Genomic DNA, 3,231 nt, shown 5'->3' on the forward strand with positions numbered 1-3,231 from the left:
GTGCTGTATGCGGGAGTCAGCAGTGACTTACAACAGGCTTCCCGCAGCGGAATTATATCCTATCTTGGGGCCATGCGCGCCAGCGACCTGCTTCATCCCCGGCCCGAAGGCCTTTATTGCCCGCCGGGCGATTTCTTCATCGACCCGGTGCGGCCGGTCGACCGCGCGCTGATCACGCATGGCCATTCCGACCATGCGCGCTCCGGCCACCGCTCGGTGCTGGCGACGCAACAGACGCTCGACATCATGGGTCTGCGCTATGGCGAGGATTTCGCGGGAACAACGCAAGCAGCCCGGCTCGGCGAAACGATTGCGCTCAACGGTGTCTGCGTCAGCTTCCATCCCGCCGGCCATGTGCTGGGCTCGGCGCAGATATCCGTCGAACATCAGGGCACGCGCATCGTCGCTTCCGGCGACTACAAGCGGCAGAGGGACGCGACCTGCGCGCCATTCGAGCCGATCCGGTGCGATGTGTTTATTACCGAAGCGACCTTTGGCCTGCCGGTGTTTCGCCATCCCCCCGACACGCAAGAGATCGCCCGGCTGCTCAAATCGGCGGCGCAGTTTCCCGAACGCTCGCATCTGGTCGGCGCCTATGCGCTGGGGAAGGCGCAGCGGGTGATGCGGCTGTTGCGCGACGCCGGCTACGACAGGCCGCTCTACATCCATGGCGCGCTGGCCAAACTCAGCGAGTACTACCAGAGTCAGGGCATCGACCTGGGCGCGCTCCAACCGGCAACGGTGGAAGGTGGCAAGGAAGACTTCGCGGGCGCCATCGTCGTCGGTCCGCCATCGGCCTTCGCCGACCGCTGGGCGCGGCGCTTTCCCGATCCGATCTCGTGCTTCGCGTCGGGCTGGATGCGCATTCGCCAGCGTGCCAAGCAGGGCGGCGTCGAACTGCCGCTGATCATCTCGGACCATGCCGACTGGGACGAGCTGACCGCCACCATCAAGGAGACCGGAGCCGAGGAGATCTGGGTGACGCATGGCCGCGAGGAAGCGCTGGTGCGCTGGTGCGAACTCGAAGGCATCGCGGCGCGACCGCTGCATCTGGTTGGCTACGAGGACGAGGGCGATTGATGGTATGAACCGCTTCGCCGAACTTCTCGACCGTCTGGTGCTGACGCCGTCGCGCAACGGCAAGCTGACCTTGCTGACCGACTATTTCCGCAGCGTCGAGGATCCCGACCGCGGGCTGGCGCTGGCCGCCATCACCGGCGATCTCAACATCGCCGCGGTTAAGCCGGCGATGCTGCGCACGCTGGTCACCGAGCGCATGGATCCGGTGCTGTTCCGCTATTCCTACGACTATGTCGGCGATTTGGCCGAGACAGTCTCGCTGGTCTGGCCGCAAACGCCCGGAAACATCCCGAACCGCGAGCCGACGCTTGGCGAGGTCGTCGCAAAACTGCAGGCGGCAAGCCGTTCCGACGGACCCAAGGTGCTGGCAGGGCTGCTCGACAGCGCCGGCATCTCGGCGCGCTTTGCCATCATCAAGCTGGTCACCGGCGGCCTGCGCATCGGCGTGTCGGCGCGGCTGGCCAAACAGGCGCTGGCGGATTTCGGCACCGTCGATGTCACCGAGATCGAGGAGCTCTGGCACGGGCTGTCGCCGCCCTACACGACACTGTTCGCGTGGCTGGAAGGCAAGGCCGAAAAGCCCAGGAACACGGCGATGGCGTTGTTTCGCCCGGTGATGCTGTCGAACCCGGTCGGCGACGGCGATCTCGAAAAGCTCGATCCGGCGGATTATGCCGCCGAATGGAAATGGGATGGCATCCGCGTCCAGGCGGTGGCCGAAGGCGGCATCCGCCGGCTTTATTCGCGCACCGGCGACGATGTCTCCGGCGCCTTTCCGGACCTCGCCAACGCCATGCATTTTTCCGCGACGCTGGACGGCGAATTGCTGGTCGGCGATCCCCGGGAGGCAACGGGAACCTTCTCGGACCTGCAGCAGCGGCTGAACCGCAAGACGGTGACGCCGAAGATGCAGCTGCAGTACCCGGCCTTCATGCGCTGCTACGATCTGCTACAGATCGGCGACGAGGATTTGCGCGCGCTGCCGTTTCGCGAGCGGCGTGGCCGCCTCGAAAGCTTCGCCGGGACGCTCGACCCGAGCCGCTTCGATCTGTCACCGTTCGTCGAATTCACAGACTGGCAGGCGCTGGAGGAACTGCGCCGGGCACCGCCGCACCCGATCATAGAAGGCGTGATGCTGAAGCGCTGGGACTCACCCTATGTCGCCGGCAGGCCGAAAGGCCCGTGGTTCAAGTGGAAACGCGATCCGCACACGGTGGACGCGGTGCTGATGTATGCGCAACGCGGCCATGGCAAGCGCTCCAGCTTCTATTCGGACTACACGTTCGGCGTCTGGTCCGGTGCCGAAGGCGAAGAGGAGCTGGTGCCGGTCGGCAAGGCCTATTTCGGCTTCACCGACGAGGAGCTGAAGCAGATCGACAAATATGTCCGCGACAACACGATCGAGCGATTCGGGCCGGTGCGCTCGGTACGGGCCGACCGCGACAACGGCCTGGTGCTGGAAGTCGCCTTCGAAGGCCTCAACCGCTCGACCCGGCACAAATCCGGCGTCGCCATGCGCTTTCCCCGCATTTCACGGTTGCGCTGGGACAAGCCGGCCAATGAGGCAGACCGCATCGAGACGCTGCAGGCGCTGCTCGACCGCTAGAGCTGTCTTACGGCTCGACCGAAACCCGGATCTCGTAGATGTCCGCGGCCTTGCCCTGCTTGTCGAAGTCGGAATTGATGGCAATCGTACCGGCCGAGCCCGGACGCTTTTCGGGAAACTGTACGTCGAACAGATATTCGTTCTGCTGCTGGCCGACAGCGTAGCGCTTGCGGCCGCAGTCACCCAGTTCGCCGAAATTGCAGTCGACGGAAATCTGCGTCTCCTTGCCTTCTTCGGAGCGGGCGATGATGTCGAAGACGGCATGTTTGCCGGCGAGCTTCTCCAGCACGCCCTGCCCGACATCGAAGCTGATCGCCGAACCGGAGGCGCCGGAACGGATGCGCAGGAACGAACCGGTATCGTCCTTAATCACCTCGGCCTTGGCGTCCGACGGCGCGCTGACATGCGACGCATCGGCCGGCGAAAACACGTTGATCCAGTCGCGCGCCTGGTCCGCGTCACCAGGCTTTGCCGGGCCGCCGTCGGCCGGTGCGAAATCGTCGTCGTCGACGGTCGGCGGCGCTTCGGGCGGGGCGGTATCAAGC

At 65.0% G+C, this 3,231-nt stretch carries 2 protein-coding genes and 1 pseudogene; 2 read left to right on the forward strand and 1 reads right to left on the reverse strand.

The genetic code is table 11. The annotated features are described in order from the left end of the window. The first annotated feature begins 72 nt into the window (after window positions 1-72). Together EN935_RS28205 and EN935_RS28210 are read left to right on the forward strand one after the other, a co-directional pair. Entirely contained in the window at window positions 73-1,080 is a 1,008-nt protein-coding gene (locus EN935_RS28205) for a ligase-associated DNA damage response exonuclease (protein ID WP_127264553.1), read from the forward strand. Window positions 1,081-1,084: 4 nt separating this feature from the next. After that, window positions 1,085-2,686: a cisplatin damage response ATP-dependent DNA ligase gene (locus EN935_RS28210; protein ID WP_127264554.1), complete on the forward strand. Its 1,602-nt coding sequence runs from the start codon at window positions 1,085-1,087 to the stop codon at window positions 2,684-2,686. Between the two features lie 7 nt (window positions 2,687-2,693). Here EN935_RS28210 and EN935_RS28215 read toward each other — a convergent pair. Then, window positions 2,694-3,231, reverse strand: a pseudogene (locus tag EN935_RS28215) (hypothetical protein); the annotation flags it as partial.

The sequence above is a fragment of the Mesorhizobium sp. M7D.F.Ca.US.004.03.1.1 genome (assembly GCF_003998635.1).
GTDB classification, from domain to species: domain Bacteria; phylum Pseudomonadota; class Alphaproteobacteria; order Rhizobiales; family Rhizobiaceae; genus Mesorhizobium; species Mesorhizobium loti.